Origin of the sequence: Methylobacterium sp. NPDC097929 (assembly GCF_049543375.1) — a bacterium.
Lineage (GTDB): Bacteria > Pseudomonadota > Alphaproteobacteria > Rhizobiales > Beijerinckiaceae > Methylobacterium.
Genome location: NZ_JBMVEP010000001.1, coordinates 1,668,891 through 1,686,846 on the forward strand (window position 1 = coordinate 1,668,891; position 17,956 = coordinate 1,686,846).

The 17,956-nt window shown below is 70.0% G+C and carries 18 protein-coding genes; 10 read left to right on the top strand and 8 right to left on the bottom strand.

The features are described 5' to 3' along the window. Positions 1-96 precede the first annotated feature (96 nt). The 3 genes from ACPCJR_RS07845 to ACPCJR_RS07855 form a co-directional block, all read right to left on the bottom strand. Positions 97-477: a DUF6481 family protein gene (locus tag ACPCJR_RS07845; RefSeq protein ID WP_391511263.1), complete on the bottom strand. Its 381-nt coding sequence runs from the start codon at positions 475-477 to the stop codon at positions 97-99. A 365-nt stretch (positions 478-842) separates the two neighbouring features. Beyond that, positions 843-1,052 carry a cold-shock protein gene (locus ACPCJR_RS07850; protein ID WP_183570101.1) on the bottom strand — a complete coding sequence of 70 codons (210 nt, stop codon included), beginning with the start codon at positions 1,050-1,052 and terminating at the stop codon, positions 843-845. 511 nt (positions 1,053-1,563) lie between these two features. Further along, positions 1,564-1,827 (bottom strand): hypothetical protein, encoded by a 264-nt coding sequence (locus ACPCJR_RS07855; RefSeq protein ID WP_110352308.1) that lies wholly within the window; start codon positions 1,825-1,827, stop codon positions 1,564-1,566. Between the two features lie 289 nt (positions 1,828-2,116). On the opposite strand from ACPCJR_RS07855, the gene ACPCJR_RS07860 reads away from it, so the two are divergent. Next, positions 2,117-2,632 (top strand): peptide deformylase, encoded by a 516-nt coding sequence (locus ACPCJR_RS07860; RefSeq protein WP_391511262.1) that lies wholly within the window; start codon positions 2,117-2,119, stop codon positions 2,630-2,632. A gap of 88 nt (positions 2,633-2,720) precedes the next feature. After that, a complete protein-coding gene (locus ACPCJR_RS07865) occupies positions 2,721-3,191 on the top strand; it encodes a hypothetical protein (protein ID WP_391511261.1) in 471 nt (156 codons plus the stop codon). Between the two features lie 13 nt (positions 3,192-3,204). Here ACPCJR_RS07865 and ACPCJR_RS07870 read toward each other — a convergent pair whose 3' ends face one another. Then, a complete protein-coding gene (locus ACPCJR_RS07870) occupies positions 3,205-5,370 on the bottom strand; it encodes a TonB-dependent receptor (RefSeq protein WP_391511260.1) in 2,166 nt (721 codons plus the stop codon). 257 nt (positions 5,371-5,627) lie between these two features. On the opposite strand from ACPCJR_RS07870, the gene ACPCJR_RS07875 reads away from it, so the two are divergent. Then, positions 5,628-6,461, top strand: a complete 834-nt coding sequence (locus ACPCJR_RS07875; RefSeq protein WP_391511645.1) for a DUF3750 domain-containing protein — start codon at positions 5,628-5,630, stop codon at positions 6,459-6,461. A gap of 18 nt (positions 6,462-6,479) precedes the next feature. Here the strand turns inward: ACPCJR_RS07875 and ACPCJR_RS07880 are convergent, their stop codons facing one another. Next, complete coding sequence (locus ACPCJR_RS07880; protein ID WP_391511259.1) at positions 6,480-6,980, bottom strand: hypothetical protein; 501 nt, start codon at positions 6,978-6,980, stop codon at positions 6,480-6,482. Positions 6,981-7,293: 313 nt separating this feature from the next. On the opposite strand from ACPCJR_RS07880, the gene ACPCJR_RS07885 reads away from it, so the two are divergent. Next, positions 7,294-7,785, top strand: a complete 492-nt coding sequence (locus tag ACPCJR_RS07885) for a GNAT family N-acetyltransferase (RefSeq protein ID WP_391511258.1) — start codon at positions 7,294-7,296, stop codon at positions 7,783-7,785. Between the two features lie 85 nt (positions 7,786-7,870). After that, positions 7,871-9,262, top strand: coding sequence for a GntP family permease (locus ACPCJR_RS07890; RefSeq protein ID WP_391511257.1), 1,392 nt, complete (start codon positions 7,871-7,873; stop codon positions 9,260-9,262). 22 nt (positions 9,263-9,284) lie between these two features. Here the strand turns inward: ACPCJR_RS07890 and ACPCJR_RS07895 are convergent, their stop codons facing one another. Then, complete coding sequence (locus ACPCJR_RS07895; RefSeq protein ID WP_391511256.1) at positions 9,285-9,662, bottom strand: winged helix-turn-helix transcriptional regulator; 378 nt, start codon at positions 9,660-9,662, stop codon at positions 9,285-9,287. Positions 9,663-9,772: 110 nt separating this feature from the next. On the opposite strand from ACPCJR_RS07895, the gene ACPCJR_RS07900 reads away from it, so the two are divergent. After that, positions 9,773-10,834: an SDR family oxidoreductase gene (locus tag ACPCJR_RS07900; RefSeq protein WP_391511255.1), complete on the top strand. Its 1,062-nt coding sequence runs from the start codon at positions 9,773-9,775 to the stop codon at positions 10,832-10,834. Between the two features lie 13 nt (positions 10,835-10,847). Here the strand turns inward: ACPCJR_RS07900 and ACPCJR_RS07905 are convergent, their stop codons facing one another. Together ACPCJR_RS07905 and ACPCJR_RS07910 are read right to left on the bottom strand one after the other, a co-directional pair. Next, entirely contained in the window at positions 10,848-12,533 is a 1,686-nt protein-coding gene (locus ACPCJR_RS07905; RefSeq protein ID WP_391511254.1) for an aspartate ammonia-lyase, read from the bottom strand. Between the two features lie 177 nt (positions 12,534-12,710). Further along, positions 12,711-14,240, bottom strand: coding sequence for an alginate export family protein (locus tag ACPCJR_RS07910; RefSeq protein WP_391511253.1), 1,530 nt, complete (start codon positions 14,238-14,240; stop codon positions 12,711-12,713). 438 nt (positions 14,241-14,678) lie between these two features. On the opposite strand from ACPCJR_RS07910, the gene ACPCJR_RS07915 reads away from it, so the two are divergent. From ACPCJR_RS07915 to ACPCJR_RS07930, 4 genes are all read left to right on the top strand, one after another. Then, positions 14,679-15,587, top strand: a complete 909-nt coding sequence (locus ACPCJR_RS07915) for an amino acid ABC transporter substrate-binding protein (RefSeq protein WP_391511252.1) — start codon at positions 14,679-14,681, stop codon at positions 15,585-15,587. 79 nt (positions 15,588-15,666) lie between these two features. Further along, complete coding sequence (locus ACPCJR_RS07920) at positions 15,667-16,389, top strand: amino acid ABC transporter permease (protein WP_391511251.1); 723 nt, start codon at positions 15,667-15,669, stop codon at positions 16,387-16,389. Then, complete coding sequence (locus ACPCJR_RS07925; protein WP_391511250.1) at positions 16,390-17,082, top strand: amino acid ABC transporter permease; 693 nt, start codon at positions 16,390-16,392, stop codon at positions 17,080-17,082. 66 nt (positions 17,083-17,148) lie between these two features. Continuing rightward, positions 17,149-17,877 (top strand): amino acid ABC transporter ATP-binding protein, encoded by a 729-nt coding sequence (locus ACPCJR_RS07930; protein ID WP_391511644.1) that lies wholly within the window; start codon positions 17,149-17,151, stop codon positions 17,875-17,877. Positions 17,878-17,956: the final 79 nt, after the last annotated feature.

Here is a 17,956-nt window from a genome sequence, read left to right on the forward strand (position 1 = left end):
GCGCGCGATCTCGTCGGGAGATGATCGGGGCGAAACGATCGTTGGCGGAGCATCTCCACTCGCTCGGCGCCCGATACGGCGCCGAGCGGAGAGGCCTCAGCGGCGGATCTTCACCTTGGCCTTGCGGGCGGCGTAGCGCGCGTCGCGCTGGGCCTTCTTCTCCGCGGCCTCGGCCGCCTTGCGCTCGGCGAGCGCGGACGCCTCGGCGGCCTCGCGGGCGATCTGGGCGGCGAGTTCCGCCTCCTCGCGCACGCGCTTCTCTTCGGCCGCCTTGCGCGCGGCCTCGACGCGGGCACGCTCGCGCTCGCGCGCGCGGTCCTCGCGGGCGCGGGCGACCTCGGCACGGGCCTGGGCCTTGGCGATCATCTCCGGATCGTCGGCCGGCGGACGGGCCTTGAACTTTTCGAGCAGTGCCGCCTTGGCGGATTGGGAGTTCTGACGGCGGTCTTCGAAATTACGAAAGTCGAATGCGCTCATATGACCTTTCTCAGCGGTGACAGAGCCAGCCGTCGGAGCGATCAAAGTCCGAGCGGCCTGGAATCGGCGCGAACCCTTTTAAACCGGCGCAGTCGATGCACGAGTGCGTCGCAACACGCAACAGAGACCGTGCTCATCCGAGCCGGTTCCTGTCGGATTTTTCGGCCTGTTGCGACAAAGCACGCGGTGACGGGCCACTCCCGAGTTCAAGTGGGCGGTGGAGCCGTCCCGGACGGCAATGCGGGGACGTCCGGGACGAGTTAGGCGCTGCGACGCATCGGCCCGAAAGGTGGATGCCAGCTGACGGGCCGAGTCCGCAAGATCCGTGGGACGCTCGCCCCGGAGGCGAAGTCCGGGGCGGGCGACTAGCCTGCCTGAAGATTGATGGCCGCCGGCTTGCCGCTGCGGCGATCGTTCTCGATGTCGAACGTAACCTTCTGGCCCTCGGCGAGGCCGCGCAGGCCCGCCTGCTGCACGGCGGAGATGTGCACGAACACGTCCTTGCCGCCGGAATCGGGCTGGATGAAGCCGTAGCCCTTGATCTCGTCGAACCACTTCACGGTACCAGTGTTCATCCGGATTCCTCCTTCGCCGCGCCGCGGCACCCCGTACGGAACGCGTGCCGGCATCGGCCGAAAAAGCCGTCCCGTTCGTCGAAGCGAGCGAGGGAATGAGCCGGTGCCGCGTCCCTTCCAGGGACATCGAAGGCCTTGTCAGGGTCGGCCACCGATCGACAACGCATAGTTAATTTCGTTGATCCAACCGTGCAAGCCGCGCGAAGGTTTCCTCGTCGTTCGCCGATGGTCCGACGCTTCGGGAAAAGCATCGAAGCCCGATGGAACCTTGGCCGTTCCGCGGCACGCCGCCGCCGATGCTTGAGGGCAGGAGCGAAATTCTCTCGGCGTCTCGGGTGCATTAAACTTTTGTTGTTATCGCGGCGTGCCGGAGATCGAGGGCGGGTCACGACTCCGTGAGTCACGTCCATAAAAAAAGGGGCCGGTTTCCCGGCCCCCTGCTCCGTTTTCAGCTGATTGCGCTTCGCCCGTTCCCACCCCGGCTCTCCGTGCCGGCGGCTCGGTCGCGTCGTCAGTAATCGTAACCGCGCCGGCCGGAGCCGCGCCCGTCATAGCGGTCGCGATCACGGAAACGCTGCTCGCGGTAATAATCGTCCCGGTCGCGCATGCGGCTGTCGCGGCGGTAATCGCGATCACGCTCGCGCTGGGCCCGGGAGCGCAGGTCGATGCCCGGCCCGTCCGGCCCGATGGTGATGGACTGCGCGAAGGCCGGGGCGGCGACCGCCATGGTCGCCGCGACGACGGTTCCGGCGAGCAGGGTCGTCATGGTCTTCATGAATTCTCGCTCCTTTCAGGTTCGGTGACCAATGCATCGCCGCCGGGCATGTTCCGATATTGAGCGAATCTGTACGGCGGCCGAGCAACCCCGGGGTCGGGGCCGGGCCTGATCTGAGCATCGTCTCCAGAGCCTCCTGCGCGAAACGAATCCGGCCCTTTCCGTAGCGCGATGATGTGCGGGCGCCGGTCCGCCGCGCGGTCTGGTATGGGGGGCGAGAGGCCTGCCGCGCCGTCGATCGAAGCGGCGGGTCGCCCTGCTCCGAAAGCCTGCCCGCGAAAGCCTGCCCATGCCCGTCCGCCCGCTGGTCCTCTATCCCGATCCGCGCCTGCACCGCGCGGCCGAACCGGTCACTACCGACGGCGCGGCGCTGCGGGCGCTCGCGGCGGACGTGCTCGACACCCTCGGGGCCGTCTCGGCGATGGGGCTGACCGCCCCCCATATCGGTCGGCCGGAGCGGCTGGTGGTGATCCGCCTCCAGCCGGACGAGGCGCCCGCCACCTATGTCGATCCCGTGATCGCCTGGGCCTCGCCGGAGCGGGCGGCCCATCCGGAGGGCAGCGTCTCGATGCCGGGGGTGATCGAGCCCGTGGAGCGGCCGGCGCGGGTGCGGGTGCGCTACCGAGACCTCGACGGGGCGACGCAGGAGGAGGAGGCCGAGGGCCTGCGCGCCGCCTGCCTGCAACACGAGATCGACCAGCTCGCGGGCATCTTCTGGATCGAGCGGCTGACCCGGCTGCGCCGCGAGCGCGCCCTTAAGCGCTTCGCCAAGCTGAGGGCGCAGCAGGCGCGGGCGGGCGCGTAGGGCCGGGATCCTCGGGGGCGGCCCGGTCCGGCCTTCGGTGCCGGGGGGCGGGCGTGGTATGGGAGCGGGCCTCGCCCGAGACCCGCCGATGCCTCGTCTGCCGCTCACCCTTCTCCGGACTTTCGCCGCCCTGGCCCTCTGCGCCTCCGCCGCCGCGGCGCAGGGGACGGCCGCGCGCCCGGGCGATCCGAAGGCCCCGGCCAAGACGGCGGGCGACAGATCCGCGGGCGACCGGGCGGCCGGCGGGCCGGTGATCGGCTGCACCTCGCTGGCCAACCTGCGCAGCCTCCTGCGCAGCACCGGCGAGGACCGCGCCGCCGCGCTCGCCATCGTCAGCGACCCCAAATCCGACCTCGGCTGCAGCCCCGTCGACCGCGCGGCGGTGACGGAGGTGGCCGACCACCTCGCCCTCAACGGCCGGGCCTACGATTGCCTCGCCCTCAAGGGCACGGCGGTGTGCCACTGGACGGTGGCGGGCGCCGTGACCCCCGCCGCCCGCCCGGCGGCCAAGCCGGCGCGGGGCAAGGAGGCGCCGGGCAAAGAAGCGCCAGGCAAGTAGACCGCGCCGCGCCTCAGAACCGCGCCGTCAGGAACAGGCGGACGTTGCGGCCCGGCAGCAGGATCTCGTCCTTCTTGAACGAGGCCGAGTTGCGGATGTCGTCGTCGAGCAGGTTGCGGCCCTGCAGGCCGAGCGTCACCTCGGCGGCGCCGTAGAGCGCCGGATCGAGCGCCTGGGTGTAGGCCAGTTCCGCGCGCAGGTCGTTCCAGCCCTTGGTCGGGGTCTCGAAGGTGGCGATCTCGGTGTGGTCGAAGGCGTGGAGCAGGTTGATCCGCGCGAACCAGCCGTTGGCCCTCACGAAGGCGCCGCCGCCGAGCCGGTGGGGCGGGATGCGCGGCACGTCGCTGCCGTCGTCGAACTGGGCGCGCACGAAATCGTACTGCGCCTCCAGGCCCGCCCAGCCGTCGCCCACGGGCAGGAGGTCGAGCTGCGCCGCGATCTCGGCGCCGTAATAGGTGGTGTTGGCCTGCGAGTAGACGACCTGACGCAACTCGTCGCCGCTGCCGCAGGAGCCGAAATCGTCGTCGCAGCGGTTGCCGGTGTCGCGCCGGAAGATGAAGCCGGTATAGCGCGTGAGATAGCCGGTGGCGTCGAGGCGCAGCGGCCCGACGCCCCGGCGCAGGGAGAGCTCCATCGTGCGGGCGCGCTCCAGCCGCAGGGTCGGGTCGCCGATCTCGAAGGTCGCGGAGGCGTGGTGCGGCCCCTGCGAGAACAGCTCGTAGCCCGTGGGCGCGCGCTCGACATAGGAGCCGTTCAGGCTCGCCACGAAGCCGTAGGGCAGATCCTGCAAGGCGCCGATGCTCGCGCTTTTGGGCGCGAAGCGGCGGGTCCGGGCGTAGCTGAAGGGCTCCCCATCCGTCGGCAGGTAGCTTGCCGGAAACTGCGTCGCGATGCTGTTGAGGCGATCGCCCTCGATCCGGCCCGCCGCCTGGAAGCGCAGGCCCCCGCCGACGGCCAGTTCCTCGAACAGGTAGGCGGCCAGCACCCGCGACTCGGTCGGCGGCAGGAAGGCTTCGAGCTGCGTGTTGAGCACGCGCCGGCTCGCCTGCACGCCGGCCGCGCCGGTGAGCGTGCCGAAGCCGGTCTCGACCGGCACGTGCTGCGCCTCGAAGCGGGCCTCGACCTCCCGGTTCTTGAAGATCGCCTGCACGCCCTCGGCCCCGCCGCCATGGTCGTGATCGTGATCGTGGTCGTCCCCGTGATCGTGGTGATCGTGCCCGATACCGATCTCCTCGTGGCGGTAGACCGAGGCCCCGGCCCAGAAGCGCAGCACCTCGAAGGGACCGTCCAGCGGCCGGTACTCGCCGCGGGCGAGCACCCGGTCCTGGTTCGGGGTGAGGCGGGTGCGCGACTCCTCCGCCTCGCCGCCGGGGATCTGATAGAGCGCGGTGAAGTGGCTGTAGGCGATGCCGAGGAAGCCGCGGTCGCCGACCGCCGAGATGCCGACCGAGCCCCCTTGGGTCTCGGTGGCCGAATTGCGCTGGATGCCGCCGGGGATCGCGTAGGAATCGGTCGCGGTCGCGAAGCCGTCGGCGTGGACGGCGATGCCGTTCGCGCCCGCATCGACGCTGGCCGCGCCGAGCCGGCCGTTGTCGACGGTGGTGTAGCCGGTCGTGACCTGCCCCGTGACCCCGCGGGCCGGGATGAAGGTCGGCACTTGGTTGTTCTCGGCCGAGACCACGCCGCCGATCGCGCCCGAGCCGTAGCGCAGGGTCGCGGGGCCGCGGATCACCTCGATCCGGCTGGCGTTGAGCGGGTTGACCGGCACCGCGTGGTCCTCGCCGAGATCCGAGACGCCGCCGTTGACGATGCCGTTCTCCTGGATGCGCACCCGGGCCTGGTCGAGGCCGCGGATGATCGGCCGCGAGGCCGCCCCCGGCGCGTAGGTCGAGGCCGAGATGCCGGGCTGGTCGAACAGCGCATCGCCGAGCGTGCGCGGCTGGTCGCGGGCGATCCGCTCCTGCGGCACCACGGTGACCGGCGAGAAGGTGTTGGTGGCCACCGGCAACACCTCGGCCGCCCGTGCGAACGGCGCGGTGGGGGAGGGGCCGGCCGCCGGGGCGGCGGCCCGCGCCTGGACCGGGCTGACGGAGGTGACGCTGATCTCTTCTAGCGTGGTGCTCTCCTGCGCCCGCACCGCCGGCGCGACGGTCAGCACCGCCCCCGTCACCAGCAGCATCCGTCCCGAACGTCCGCCCCGCATCCCACCGCCCCGACCCGCCGTGTCGCCATGACACGTTACAATGTTTCATCACCGAGATGTTACAATGTTGCAAGTCTGATGCGGGCGTCCGGACGCGACGGGAGCGGACTGTGACAGGTCTGCATCAGGGGCCGAGCCTGGTGCGCTCCCGCACGGTGCCGGTCCTCCCCCGCTGCCCGTACGCCGCCGCGGTCCTTGTGCCGGCCGGGGTGCCGCCTGACATGACGGGCTTCATGCTCGCCGACCTGCTCCTCCCGACCCTTCGCGTCGCCCTCCTCGTCCTCCTCGCCCTCGTCCTGCTCTTCCTCGTTCCGCTCGCGACCCACGCCCTGTGGTGGAACGCGAAGGGGAATCGTGCGGAGAACTGGTCGAGCGCGGATTGGTCGAGCGCCGGCCTCCTGCCGCCGGCCGGGGCCGTGCCGGAGGCGCTGGTGCGGGTCTACGCCGCCCGGGTCGGGCGCTGGCGGGGCATCTTCGCCCATCACAGCTGGGTGGTGATCAAGGCGGCGGGCGCCGCCCGCTACACCCGCTACGACGTGGTCGGCTGGGGTCCGCCCGTGCGCACCGACGCCTACGCGCCGGACGGGCGCTGGTTCGGCAACGAGCCGGAGATCGTGCTCAGGCTCGACGGCGCGGCCGCGGCCCGGGCGATCCCCGAGATCCGCGCGGCGGTGGCGGACTACCCCCATCGAAGCCTCGGCTCGTACCGGGCCTGGCCGGGACCGAACTCGAACACCTTCGCCGCCCACGTCGTCGCGCGCATCCCCGACAACGACGTGCCGCTGCCCCCCACCGCGCTGGGCAAGGACTGGACGCCGCCGGGCCGCTTCGCCGAGCTCACGCCGAGCGGCACGGGCCTGCGCCTGTCCTGGCGGGGCTATGTCGGGCTCACGATCGGCTGGGTGGACGGGCTGGAACTCAACCTGCTCGGCGCCGTGGCGGGGCTCGACTGGCGCCGCCCGGCCCTCAAGCTGCCGGGCTGGGGCCGCATCGCCCTGATCCCCGGCGGCGATGCGGGCAAGGAGACGCCGCCGGAGCGCCCGGCGACGCAGCCCGTCTCCGGCTGATCCTTCGTCCGGCCGGCCTCAGCGCTTCGAGGAGGTCTGGCCGGGAAGCGTGATCTCGCCCTGCCACTGGCCGGAAAAGTCGGTCTTCGAGCCGTAGGCGACCGAGTAGGTCCCCTTGCCCTTCACGCCCGCGAACGCGCCCGTGGCCGCGCTGTCCCGGTAGGTGCCCGTCGCCGTGACGCGCCCCTGCGCATCGGTGGCGACCATGCCCTTGTAGACGCTCGAGGTCGTGCCGGTCGGCGTCGTGAAGGTGATGGTTCCCTCCACCGGCCCCTGGCCGTTCTTGAGCGTGACGGTCTCCACCCACTGCACCCGGGCGCCGTCGAGCGGCGTACCGGGGCCGGTGTTGATCCCGGAGGCGGTCTGCTGAAGCCTGACTTCGTTCGGTCCGAGCACCTGCGGCGTCTGGCTCTCGACCCGGCCCGTATAGCTTCCGCCCATCGGCATCGCCAGGGCCGCAGACGACAAGCCGATCATCAAGAAGAGCGCGGCGGAAAAGATCATCGAATGTCGAGTCATCGCGTTTGCTCCCTCCGAATCTTATTGCGAGCCTGGCCGTGGATAGGCGACTCGATCCGAGGGTGAATTTGAAAGTATTTGCCTGTCAATGGCGGGATCTCGCGGGTCGGCGGGCTCGTCTTCGCGAGCGAGACCCGCTCTCCCTGCGGCGCGATCCCTCTTTCGACGGTGGCCTCCGCGGGGGGCTCTAAGCCTTTTTCCCGATCCCGGTCCGATCGACGGCGGGGCCGTTCCGGCGAGATCCGGGGCGCGGCCGATCCGTGATAGGGCCGGGCCGGCCGAAGCCCGGCATGAATCCCCATCCGCGGACGCGATGACCAACCTCACCCTCCGCCCGGCGCAAGCCGCCGATCACGACGCGATCTGGGCGATCCTGGAGTCGATCCTGCGCGAGGGCGAGACCTACGCCCTGCCGCGGGACTGGGACCGGGCGCGGGGGCTGGCCTACTGGTTCTCGCCGGCTCACCGTGTCTTCGTCGCGGAGAGCGCGGGCGCGGTGCTGGGCAGCTACTATATCCGTGCCAACCAACTCGGGCCCGGCGACCACGTCGCCAACGGCACCTACGCCACGCATCCGGCCGCGCGGGGGCGGGGCATCGCCCGGGCCATGGGCCTGCACTCCTTCGAGACCGCGCGGGGGCTGGGCTTTTGCGCGATGCAGTTCAACCTCGTCATCGCCACCAACACCCGCGCCGTCTCCCTGTGGACGAGCCTCGGCCTGCGCGAGGTCGGCCGCCTGCCCGGCGTGTTCCGCCATCCCATCCTCGGGCCGGTCGACGCGCTGGTGATGCACCGCAGCCTGTAACCCCGCCTCCATTGAACACGGCGGCGCTTGGGGCAGATGGATCACCGCGCATCGCGGGAGAAGCGATGCGGGGAGGGCGCCTGCCTTGAGCTTCCTGATCTGCCTCGCGGCGCTCTTCTTCCTGATGGGGATCGCCTATCGCGGCTTCTCGGTCATCCTGTTCGCCCCCATCGCCGCCATGGGCGCGGTGCTGCTGACCGACCCCACGGCCGTGCCGACCCTCTTCTCCGGGCTGTTCATGGAGAAGCTCGTCGGCTTCCTGAAGCTCTACTTCCCGGTCTTCCTGCTCGGCGCCGTGTTCGGCAAGCTCATCGAAATCTCGGGCTTTGCCCGCTCCATCGTCGGCGCCGTCACCGGGCTCTTAGGCGAGGGGCGGGCGATCGTCGCCATCGTGCTGGTGGGGGCGATCCTCACCTATGGCGGCGTCTCGCTGTTCGTGGCGGTGTTCGCCGTCTACCCCTTCGCCGCGGAGCTGTTCCGGCGCTCGAACATCCCCAAGCGCCTGATCCCCGGCACGATCGCGCTCGGCGCCTTCACCTTCACCATGGACACCCTGCCGGGCACGCCGCAGATCCAGAACATCATCCCGGCCTCCTTCTTCAAGACCGACGCCTACGCCGCCCCCTGGCTCGGGATCATCGGCGCGCTCTTCGTGTTCTGCGTCGGGGTGACCTATCTCGAATGGCGCCGCCGCAGGGCCGGGGACGAGGGCTACGGCGAGGGTCATACCAACGAGCCGCAGGCGGTCGAGGACCGGGTCGTCATCCATCCCGCGGTGGCGATCCTGCCGCTCCTCATCGTCGGGATCGGCAACAAGCTCCTGCTCGCCTGGATCACCGCCGCTTACGGCGAGCAGGCGAGCGCCGCGCTCACCCCGGAGATGGCGGCCCACCCCGTCACCGTACAGGTCAAGACCGTGGCAGCGATCTGGGCGGTGCAGGGGGCGCTGCTTCTCGGCATCCTCGCCACCGTGATCCTCGGCTACCGCAACCTCGCGGAGCGCTTCTCCGAGGGCTCGAAGGCGGCGGTGGCGGGCTCGCTTCTGGCGGGCATGAACACCGCCACCGAGTACGGCTTCGGCGCGGTCATCGCCGCGCTCCCCGGCTTCAAGGTGATCTCGGACGCGCTCTCGGCGATCCCCAACCCGCTGATCAACGAGGCGGTGACGGTCAACGTGCTGGCCGGCGTCACCGGCTCGGCCTCGGGCGGGCTCTCGATCGCGCTCGGAGCGCTCTCCGGCCGCTTCGTCGAGGCGGCGCAGGCGGCCGGCATCCCGCTGGAGGTGATGCACCGGGTCGCCTCCATGGCCAGCGGCGGCATGGACACCCTGCCGCATAATGGCGCCGTCATCACGCTGCTCGCCGTCACCGGGCTCACCCACCGCCAGTCCTACGGCGACATCTTCGCCATCACGATCATCAAGACCGTGGCCGTCTTCTTCGTGATCGGGGTCTACTACGCGACCGGGCTGGTCTGAACGGCCCGGTTCGCGCCTGCGCTCAGCGCCGGGTGTTCGAGCGGGCGCCGAGGCTGTCGAGGGCATCCGGATTGGCTCGGCTCCAGGCGTAGAGAAGTTCCACCGGCTCCACGAAGCGCTGCCCGAGCGGGGTGATCCGGTACTCCACGGCCGGCGGCACCGTGCCCTCGACGTGGCGGGTGACGAGGCCGCTGCCCTCCATCTCGCGCAGGGTCTGGGTCAGCATCTTCTTGGAGATGCCGGGCAGGCTGCGATGGAGCACGCCGGTGCGGGCGCGGCCATCGTGACGGGTGTGCAGCGTGTGCAGCACCATGCTCGTCCACTTGGTCGAGAACAGCGCCAGGATCCGGCGCGGCGCGCAATCCTCCCGCCCCGCCTCGTCCGGACTTCCGGGCTCCATGGTGGTGACCTTTCGGTGCCTATGACCCCAAACGGTGCCGTCTAGCGCCGTCCGGACGGGACGCCTAGCTCCTGTCGGGACGGGGCCAGGGACGACACCGGAGACGAGACATGACGGGAACGGCACTGATCGCGGGGGGCGGCGGCATCGTCGGCAACAACCTCGCCCGGCATCTGGTCGGGCAGGGCTGGACGGTGGAGGGGCTCGCCCGGCGCCCGCCCGAGATCGCCGGCGTCACGCCGGTCGCCGCCGACCTGCTCGATCCGGACGCGCTCGCGCGCGCGCTCGACGGGCATCGGCCCAGCCACGTCTTCCTCGCCACCTGGCTGCGCCAGCCGACGGAGGCCGAGAACATCCGCGTCAACGCGGCGATGGTCGCAAACCTCCTCGACGCCCTGCGTCCGGGGGCAAGCGTGCGCCATGTGGCGCTGGTGACGGGGCTCAAGCACTATCTCGGGCCGTTCGAGGCCTACGGGAAGGGCAGCCTGCCGCCGACGCCGTTTCGCGAAGACCTGCCGCGCCTGCCGGTCGAGAACTTCTACTACGCGCAGGAGGATGCCGTCTTCGAGGCGGCTGCGCGCCAAAACTTCACCTGGAGCGTGCACCGCCCGCACACCATCGTCGGCTATGCGCTCGGCAACGCCATGAACATGGGCGTGACGCTTGGCCTCTACGCCACGCTCTGCCGGGAGACCGGGCGGCCCTTCCGCTTCCCCGGCTCGGCGGCGCAGTGGGAGGGGCTCACCGACGTGACCGACGCGCGGTTGCTCGCCCGCCACCTCGAATGGGCGGCGCTGACGCCGGCCGCGCACAACGAGGCCTTCAACGTCGTCAACGGTGACGTCTTCCGCTGGAAATGGATGTGGGGGCGGCTGGCCGAATGGTTCGGGGTCGAACCCGCCCCCTTCGACGGCACGGTGAACCCGCTGGAACAGCAACTGGCGGGCGCCGCACCGCTCTGGGCGGAGATCGCGGCGCGCCACGGCCTGATCGAGCCCGACCTGAACCGCCTCGCCTCGGCCTGGCACACCGATGCCGATCTCGGCCGTCCGGTCGAGGTCGTCACCGACATGAGCAAGAGCCGGCGCCTGGGCTTTCTCGACTACCAGCCCTCGGACGATGCGTTCTTCGACCTGTTCGCGCGGCTGCGGGCGGACAGGGTCATTCCCTGAGCCGAGGCCGTCCTCACCCGGCCGTGCCGGCCTTCTGCCGGCGGGTCGGGTGGGTCATGGCCTCCAGTTCGAGCAGCCCGTTGAGCTGGGCCTCGGTCAGCAGACCCTCCTCCAGCACCAGTTCGGCGACCGAGCGGTTCTCCTTGAGCGCGCGGCGGGCGATGCGGGAGCTGGCCTCGTAGCCCAGCGTCGGCGCCAGCGCGGTGACGAGGCCGATCGAGCCCTGGACGAGGCTGCGGCAGCGCTCCCGGTCGGCCTCGATGCCCTCGACGCAGCGCTTGGTCAGGGTGTCGATGGCCGCGCTCAGCATGCGCAGCGAACTCAGCACGCAGTAGCCGATGGTCGGCTCGAAGGCGTTGAGCTGGAGCTGGCCGCCCTCGGCGCAGAGGGTCACGGTCAGGTCGTGGCCGATCACCATGTAGGCGACTTGGTTGACCACCTCCGGGATCACCGGGTTGACCTTGCCCGGCATGATCGAGGAGCCCGCCTGGACCGCCGGCAGCCGGATCTCTCCGAAGCCCGTGCGCGGTCCCGAGGAGAGCAGGCGCAGGTCGTTGCAGATCTTGGAGAGTTTCACCGCGACGCGCTTGAGCGTGCCGGAGAACAGCACGAAGGCGCCGAGATCCGAGGTCGCCTCGATCAGGTTGGAGGCCAGCACCATCGGCTGGCCGGCGAGCCGCGACAGCTCCTCGACCGCCAGCGCGGCGTAGCGCGGGTCGGCGTTGATGCCGGTGCCGATCGCGGTGGCGCCGAGATTCACTTCGCGGAAGAGGCCGACAATCTCGGTCAGCCGCGCCACGTCCTCCTTGATCGTGGCGTGGAAGCCGTCGAACTCCTGGCCCAGCGTCATCGGCACCGCGTCCTGGAGCTGGGTGCGGCCCATCTTCAAGACGTCGGCGAATTCCACCGCCTTGCTCTTGAAGGCGTAGGCGAGGTCGTCGAGCGCCTTCACCAGCGGCTGCGTGGCGAAGATCACCGCGAGCCGGAGCGCCGTCGGGTAGGCGTCGTTGGTCGATTGCGCCATGTTGACGTCGTCGTTGGGATGCAGGGCGGCGTAGTCGCCCGGCGCCTTGCCCATCAGCCGCAGGCCGACATTGGCGATCACCTCGTTGGCGTTCATGTTGGTCGAGGTGCCGGCCCCGCCCTGGATCGCATCGACGACGAAGGCTTCGGCGTAGACCGGATCGGTCGCGACGAGGGTGCAGGCCTCGTCGATGATCTTGGCCTTCCCCTTGGGCAGGTAGCCGAGCCGGTGGTTGGCCCGCGCGGCGGCCTGCTTCACCAGGGCCAGCGCCCGCACCAGTTCCGGGTAATGGCCCACCGACACGCCGGTGATCGGAAAGTTCGCCACCGCCCGCTTGGTGTGGATGCCCCACAGGGCGTCGACCGGCACCTCTGCATCCCCGAGCAGGTCGTGCTCCGAGCGGGTCTTTGCCCCTTCCATCGCCACCTTGCGCACGGTGGCGACGGCGAGATCCTCCTCCTGGGGCGGCTTCTCCGCGGTGGCTCGCGCCGCGGGCCCGCGGGCGTTCGGGCGGGCGGCCTTCTCGGCCGCCGCAATGGCCGCGGCCTTCATCTCGGCCTTGGCCGCCTTCTTTCCCGGGCCGTCCGCGCCTTTGGCCTTCCTGACCGCGCCCTTGCCTCCGGCCGCCGCCTTCGCGGAGCGCTTGGCCTTGGTGTCGGATGCCGTCTTCGCCACGGAAATCTCCCCGATGCGTCGGATGATCCGGCCGAATCGTCGATCTGGGCGGCCGGTGACCGTCGGGTCGGTGTTCAGATCGCCGCGTGCCGGGCTGTCAACGGTTCGCGGCCTGTCAGCGTGTCAGGAGCCCCGCGTCGTCAGCATTCGCGCGGACGCGGCGGGGCCGATCGCGTTTCAGAAGAACAGCGTCGTGTTGAGGTAGCCGTAGAAGGTGTCGCCGGTGTCCGGCGCGTTGGGCGCGTTGCGCAGGAAGTCGCCCTTGGCGAGGTAGGCGAGACCCGTGTCGAGGATCATCTCGTTGGGAATGATCCAGTAGCGCAGGCGCCCCTCGATCTGGTGGCCGGCGAAGGTGCCGGAGCGGCCGGTGCGGTCGCGGATCAGCGTCGCGGCGAAGGTGTCGGTGGCGCTCTCCAGCCAGAGCGGCCGGTAGGCGATGAAGGCATCCCAGACCTTGCTCGGGGTGATCTCGGCGCGGATCGAGGGCGAGATCAGGTTGGCGCGCTGCACCGGGCCGTAGAGCCCGGTCGGGCCGTACTCGAAGCGCCGGGCGCCGAACAGGGTGTCGAAGCGGCTGAATTTGCCGTCGTTGGCCCGGTCGCCGCTGGCGTGGTCGTAATGCAGCGAGAGCCGCGGCTTCCATTCGTGCGCGAAGGTGTAGCCGACTTCGGCGTGGACGAAGTAGGCCGAGACGGTGAGGTCGCGAAGGTCCGTGGCCGCCGCCGTCTCGCGGGCGAGCCCGGTCTGGTAGATCGCCTCGAAATCGTAATCGAAGGCGCCGACCTGCGGCTGGCGCGCCAGCCGCATCCCGGGGGTGAACAGGCGCCGGTCGCGGGTCTGGACCGAGCGCAGGCCGGTGCCCGAATCCTGCTCGTAGAGGCCGTAGCCGTAGAGCTCGAACGTGCCGCCGAAGATGTTGGCGAAGGTGTAGGAGGCGCCGAAGAGCTGCAGGTCGAGGCTCTCGCGGTCGAACTCGATGCCGTTGTCGAGGATGCCGTTCACGTCGTCGGGGAGCCGCGTGTGCGGCATCACCCACAGGGCGGTGAACTTGTCCTTGTCCAGGCCCTGCCAGTCGAAGGTCAGGCCGGTATAGGCGTTGATGGTGTTGCGGAACTGCTGGCGCGAGACGAGGCGGCGCGAACCGATGTTCTTGGTGAAGCGGCCGACCGTCAGGCTGCTCTTCGAGCCCTCGCCGCCGAGATCGCCCGTGTCGACGTTGAGATAGGCCTGGCCCGGTTCGAGGGCGTTGATCTCCGTGGTGAAGGCCGAGGAGTTGCGCTGCTGGAAGGTGCCGCGGCTGTCGAACAGCTCGACGCCCAGCCGCACCGGACCCTTGACCCCGTACTCCACGTGCAGGGTGGTGAGGTACGAGTTCAGGATGTCGTTGGCGGCGAAGGTCGGCACCGGGCGGAACTGGTTGGCGATGCCCTCCACCCGCGGCCGGAACGAGCCGCTGATGCGCCAGTTCTCGGGCTCGCCGAGCGCCTTGTAGAGGAAGTTCGGCGGCTGGGCCGGCGCCGCCGCGAAGTAGGGCCCGTCCTGCTTCCGCCGCGCCGCCGCGGTCCCCACCTGCGTCCGGGCGGTCGAGACCTCCGTCGCGGCGGGAGGGGGCCCGCCGGCCGGCGCGCCCTGGGCCAGGGCGGGGCCGGCGAGGGGAGGGGCGAAGGCGCCGGCAAGCAACGACGCGTACAAAACCGACTGCTTCACGGCGTTGCCTCTGTTTTCAAGGAAAATTTGCTTCGAGAGGGCTAGAGATCACCTAATATTTTATACAAGTGCAAGAAGCGTCGCGGTTGTCATGGCATTTTCCGGACGGGACGATGCCTGCCGCTCCGGCGCGATGCCGGTTTTCCACATCGGGCGCATCGGCATAAAATCAGCAATATCAGGTATATAGCCTCGAATCGGATGCCGCCTTCTGCAGCTGGCGCCTTGTCCCCCTGAGGCAACGCGGCGATGAAAACTCAAGTATTGCCTGCGGATCTCGGGATTAAATCGGGAGATGACCGGTGCGGGCGGGGCGCACGGCCGGCGCGCAACCATTCCGTGCGGCCTCGACCGCCGGCTTTCGCGGATGACAAGCGCGGTCGCCCGCCCCACTATGGCGTGCTGCCGCCCGCCGGGCGGTTCAAGGAAGGTTCGCCGATGCGCCTCACGGACGCGCTCCTGCTCGTCGCCCTCGCCGCCGCCGCGGCGACGCCGGTTCGCGCGCAGGATCTCACCGGGACGCTGAAGAAGGTGAAGGAGACCGGGGCCCTCACCATCGGCACCCGCGACGCCTCGGTGCCCTTCTCCTATCTCGACGGCAACCAGCGGTCGGTGGGCTACGCCTACGAGATCTGCCTGAAGGTGGCGGATGCGGTCAAAGCTCATCTCAAGCTCGACAAGCTGGAGGTGCGGCTCAACCCCGTCACCTCCGCGACCCGCATCCCGCTGATCGCCAACGGGACGATCGACCTCGAATGCGGCTCGACCACCAACAACGCCGACCGCCAGCGGCAGGCGGCCTTCACCAACACCCACTTCCTCACCGCGACGCGCTTCGTCGCGAAGCGGGAGAAGGGGCTCGACAAGACCGACGACCTCAAGGGCCGCACCGTGGTCTCGACCTCGGGCACGACCAACATCCGCCAGATCAACGAAATCAACGCGGCCCGCGGCCTCGGCATGCGGATCCTGCCCGCCAAGGACCACGCGGAGGGCTTCCTGATGATGGAGACGGGCCGCGCCGATGCCTTCGTGATGGACGACGTGCTGCTCGCCGCCCTGGTGGCCGGCTCCAAGACGCCCGAGGCCTACGCGATCTCCTCGGAGGCTCAGTCGCGACCGGAGCCATACGGCATCATGCTGCGCAAGGACGACGCGCCCTTCAAGGCCGTGGTCGATGCCGCCACCGCCGCCCTCTACAAGAGTCCCGAGGGGCCGGCGCTCTACGAGAAGTGGTTCACGCAGGCCATCCCGCCGCGGGGCATCAACCTGAAACTCCCCATGAGCGAGGCGATGCGCAAGGCCTTCGCCAACCCCAGCGACAGCGCCGACCCGGCCGCCTACTGAACGCGTGCCGCAGCCGCGTGGCCGGGCGGGCAGGCCGGCCGGTCCCGGGGGAGCGCGTGAGGGTGGGCGAGGGGGAGCCGTGAACTACCACTGGAACTGGGGCATCTTCCTGGAGCCCTCCCCGGAGGGCGCCGGCACCTATGCCGACATGCTGCTGTCCGGGCTCGCCTGGACCGTGGCCACGGCCCTGTGCTCCTGGGTCATCGCCTTCTGCCTCGGCTCGCTGGTCGGCGTGATGCGCACGGTCCCGTCGCGCGCCGCCAACGCGGTCGGCGCGGCCTATGTCGAGCTGTTCCGCAACGTGCCGCTGCTCGTGCAGATGTTCCTCTGGTACTTCGTGCTGCCGGAGCTTCTGCCCGCGGGGCTCGGGGCGGCCGTCAAGCAGCTGCCGGACGCCCCCTTCTACACGGCGGTGCTGTGCCTGGGCTTCTTCACCGCCGCGCGGGTGGCCGAGCAGGTGCGGGCGGGCATCCGCGCGCTGCCGCGGGGACAGGCGCAGGCGGGCACGGCGCTCGGGCTCACGCGGGCGCAGACCTACCGCCACGTGCTCCTGCCCAACGCCTACCGGATCATCCTGCCCCCGCTCACCTCGGAATTCCTGAACAACCTCAAGAACACCTCCGTCGCGCTCACCATCGGCCTGCTGGAGCTGACCGCGCGGGCGCGGGCCATGCAGGAATTCTCGTTCCAGGTCTTCGAGGCCTTCACGGCGGCCACGATCCTGTACGTGGCCGTCAACCTCGTGGTGATCGCGGCCGCGACCCTGCTGGAGCGGCGCGTCGCCGTGCCGGGAGGCCGCTAGATGTTCGGGAATCTCGACCTCTCCGTCGTCACCGCCTCGCTGCCCTACCTTTTTGCCGAGGGCATGGTGTTCACGGTGACGCTCACCGCGCTCGCGGCGAGCGGCGGGATCGTGCTCGGCACAGGCCTCGCGCTGCTGCGGCTCTCCGGCGTGCCGGGCCTGACGCACGCGGCCAAGCTCTACGTCGAACTGATGCGCGCCCTGCCGCTCGTGCTGGTGATCTTCTGGTTCTACTTCCTCGTGCCCTATCTCGGCGCCTGGGCTACGGGCTCGCCCACGCCGATCCCGGTCGGCGCCTTCGCCAGCGCGCTGATCACCTTCACCCTGTTCGAGGCGGCCTATTTCGCCGAGATCGTGCGCGCGGGCATCCAGTCGATTCCGAAGGGGCAGAGCGCGGCGGCCCAGGCGCTCGGCATGAGCTACGCGCAGACCATGCGGCTCGTGGTGCTGCCGCAGGCCTTCCGCAACATGGTGCCGCTGCTGCTCACCCAGACCATCGTGCTCTTCCAGGACACCTCGCTCGTCTACGTCCTCTCGCTGACCGACTTCCTCGGGGCCGCCTCCAAGGTGGCGCAGCGCGACGGGCGGCTGGTCGAGATGTATCTGTTCGCAGCTGCCGTCTACTTCGCGGTCTGCTTCACGGCCTCGCTGCTGGTGCGCCGCCTCCAGGCCCGCACCGCGATCCTCCGCTGATCCGATGAGGACCCGTTCATGAATCCGTCCTCGATCCCGACCGCGGCGCCGGCCCCCGGCGGAACCATGATCGCCATCGAGTCGGTCTCGAAATGGTACGGCGACCTCCGGGTCCTGACCGGCTGCACCACGGCGGTGGCGCGGGGCGAGGTGGTGGTGGTCTGCGGTCCCTCGGGTTCGGGAAAGTCCACGCTGCTCAAATGCGTGAACGCCCTGGAGCCGTTCCAGGAGGGGCAGATCACGGTCGACGGCACCCGGGTCCGGGACCGAGCCACCAACCTGCCGCGGCTGCGCGCCCGGGTCGGCATGGTGTTCCAGCATTTCGAGCTGTTCCCGCACCTGAGCGTGACCGACAACCTCACGCTGGCCCAGCGCAAGGTGCTCGGGCGCCCGCGGGCCGAGGCGGCCCGGCGCGGCCTCGAACTGCTCGACCGGGTCGGGCTCTCGGCGCATGCGCGGAAATATCCGGGCCAGCTCTCGGGCGGCCAGCAGCAGCGGGTGGCCATCGCCCGGGCGCTCGCCATGGACCCGATCGTGATGCTGTTCGACGAGCCGACCTCGGCGCTCGACCCGGAAATGGTCGGCGAGGTGCTCGACGTGATGGTCGAACTCGCCCGCGAGGGCATGACGATGATGGTCGTGACCCACGAGATGGGCTTCGCCCGCAAGGTGGCCGACCGGGTGGTGTTCATGGATCGCGGCGAGATCGTCGAGGACGACCGCAAGGACACCTTCTTCGACCGGCCCCGCAGCGAGCGGGCTCAGCAGTTTTTGTCGAAGATTCTCGCGCATTGAACAGATTCTGTGCCCGCTCGGTTCTCCCAAGGAGGGCATCGCGGCTGTATGCTGGGGCATCCACGGCCGAAACCGGTCT

What these genes read in the sequence shown, in the direction of transcription:
- ACPCJR_RS07845 (WP_391511263.1), bottom strand. Translation starts at nt 477, where the DNA reads ATGAGCGCATTCGACTTTCGTAATTTCGAAGACCGCCGTCAGAACTCC.
- ACPCJR_RS07850 (WP_183570101.1), bottom strand. Translation starts at nt 1,052, where the DNA reads ATGAACACTGGTACCGTGAAGTGGTTCGACGAGATCAAGGGCTACGGC.
- ACPCJR_RS07855 (WP_110352308.1), bottom strand. Translation starts at nt 1,827, where the DNA reads ATGAAGACCATGACGACCCTGCTCGCCGGAACCGTCGTCGCGGCGACC.
- ACPCJR_RS07860 (WP_391511262.1), top strand. Translation starts at nt 2,117, where the DNA reads ATGCCCGTCCGCCCGCTGGTCCTCTATCCCGATCCGCGCCTGCACCGC.
- ACPCJR_RS07865 (WP_391511261.1), top strand. Translation starts at nt 2,721, where the DNA reads ATGCCTCGTCTGCCGCTCACCCTTCTCCGGACTTTCGCCGCCCTGGCC.
- ACPCJR_RS07870 (WP_391511260.1), bottom strand. Translation starts at nt 5,370, where the DNA reads ATGCTGCTGGTGACGGGGGCGGTGCTGACCGTCGCGCCGGCGGTGCGG.
- ACPCJR_RS07875 (WP_391511645.1), top strand. Translation starts at nt 5,628, where the DNA reads ATGCTCGCCGACCTGCTCCTCCCGACCCTTCGCGTCGCCCTCCTCGTC.
- ACPCJR_RS07880 (WP_391511259.1), bottom strand. Translation starts at nt 6,980, where the DNA reads ATGACTCGACATTCGATGATCTTTTCCGCCGCGCTCTTCTTGATGATC.
- ACPCJR_RS07885 (WP_391511258.1), top strand. Translation starts at nt 7,294, where the DNA reads ATGACCAACCTCACCCTCCGCCCGGCGCAAGCCGCCGATCACGACGCG.
- ACPCJR_RS07895 (WP_391511256.1), bottom strand. Translation starts at nt 9,662, where the DNA reads ATGGAGCCCGGAAGTCCGGACGAGGCGGGGCGGGAGGATTGCGCGCCG.
- ACPCJR_RS07900 (WP_391511255.1), top strand. Translation starts at nt 9,773, where the DNA reads ATGACGGGAACGGCACTGATCGCGGGGGGCGGCGGCATCGTCGGCAAC.
- ACPCJR_RS07915 (WP_391511252.1), top strand. Translation starts at nt 14,679, where the DNA reads ATGCGCCTCACGGACGCGCTCCTGCTCGTCGCCCTCGCCGCCGCCGCG.
- ACPCJR_RS07925 (WP_391511250.1), top strand. Translation starts at nt 16,390, where the DNA reads ATGTTCGGGAATCTCGACCTCTCCGTCGTCACCGCCTCGCTGCCCTAC.
- ACPCJR_RS07930 (WP_391511644.1), top strand. Translation starts at nt 17,149, where the DNA reads ATGATCGCCATCGAGTCGGTCTCGAAATGGTACGGCGACCTCCGGGTC.